This window comes from Aphanothece stagnina RSMan2012 (assembly GCF_046764815.1).
Classification (GTDB): domain Bacteria; phylum Cyanobacteriota; class Cyanobacteriia; order PCC-6307; family Cyanobiaceae; genus NIES-981.
Window position 1 is genome coordinate 1 of sequence record NZ_JBKOUC010000112.1, and the last position, 434, is coordinate 434.

Annotated in this window: 1 pseudogene; it reads left to right on the plus strand. The window is 65.4% G+C overall.

The annotated features are described in order from the left end of the window. Positions 1-376: pseudogene (locus tag ACLNEE_RS16985) on the plus strand (hypothetical protein); the annotation flags it as partial. Positions 377-434 lie beyond the last annotated feature (58 nt).

The window sequence follows — 434 nt, forward strand, 5'->3', positions numbered from 1 at the left end:
ACGGACGGAGGGGGCATGCTTCCACCCCGCGTCCGAACCCTTTGCCGCAATCGCAGGCGAATCGATCGATTACGCAGTGATGGAAAACACCGCGCGCGCTGCTATGGTCCCCGCCGATATGGGGTGGTCAGACATCGGCAATTGGGCAGCAGTCGCGGATGCGTTGGCGGACAACGCCGACGCCAGCGGCAATGTCGTGCGCGGGACGGCTGACCTGGCCGACTGCAGCGGGGTCTTCGCCATGAGCGATGGCCCGCGCGTCTCGGCGGTGGGCCTCAAGGATGTCTGCATTATCGTGGCAAACGGGGAGGTATTGGTGACGACACGTGACGGAGCGCAAGGCGTGGGCAAATTGCCCGGAGCGGTGAACCAGTGACGGTTGCCACCACGCTCGCCCGCCAGCTTCCCACCCGCATGGTCGACAAGGTCTGGGG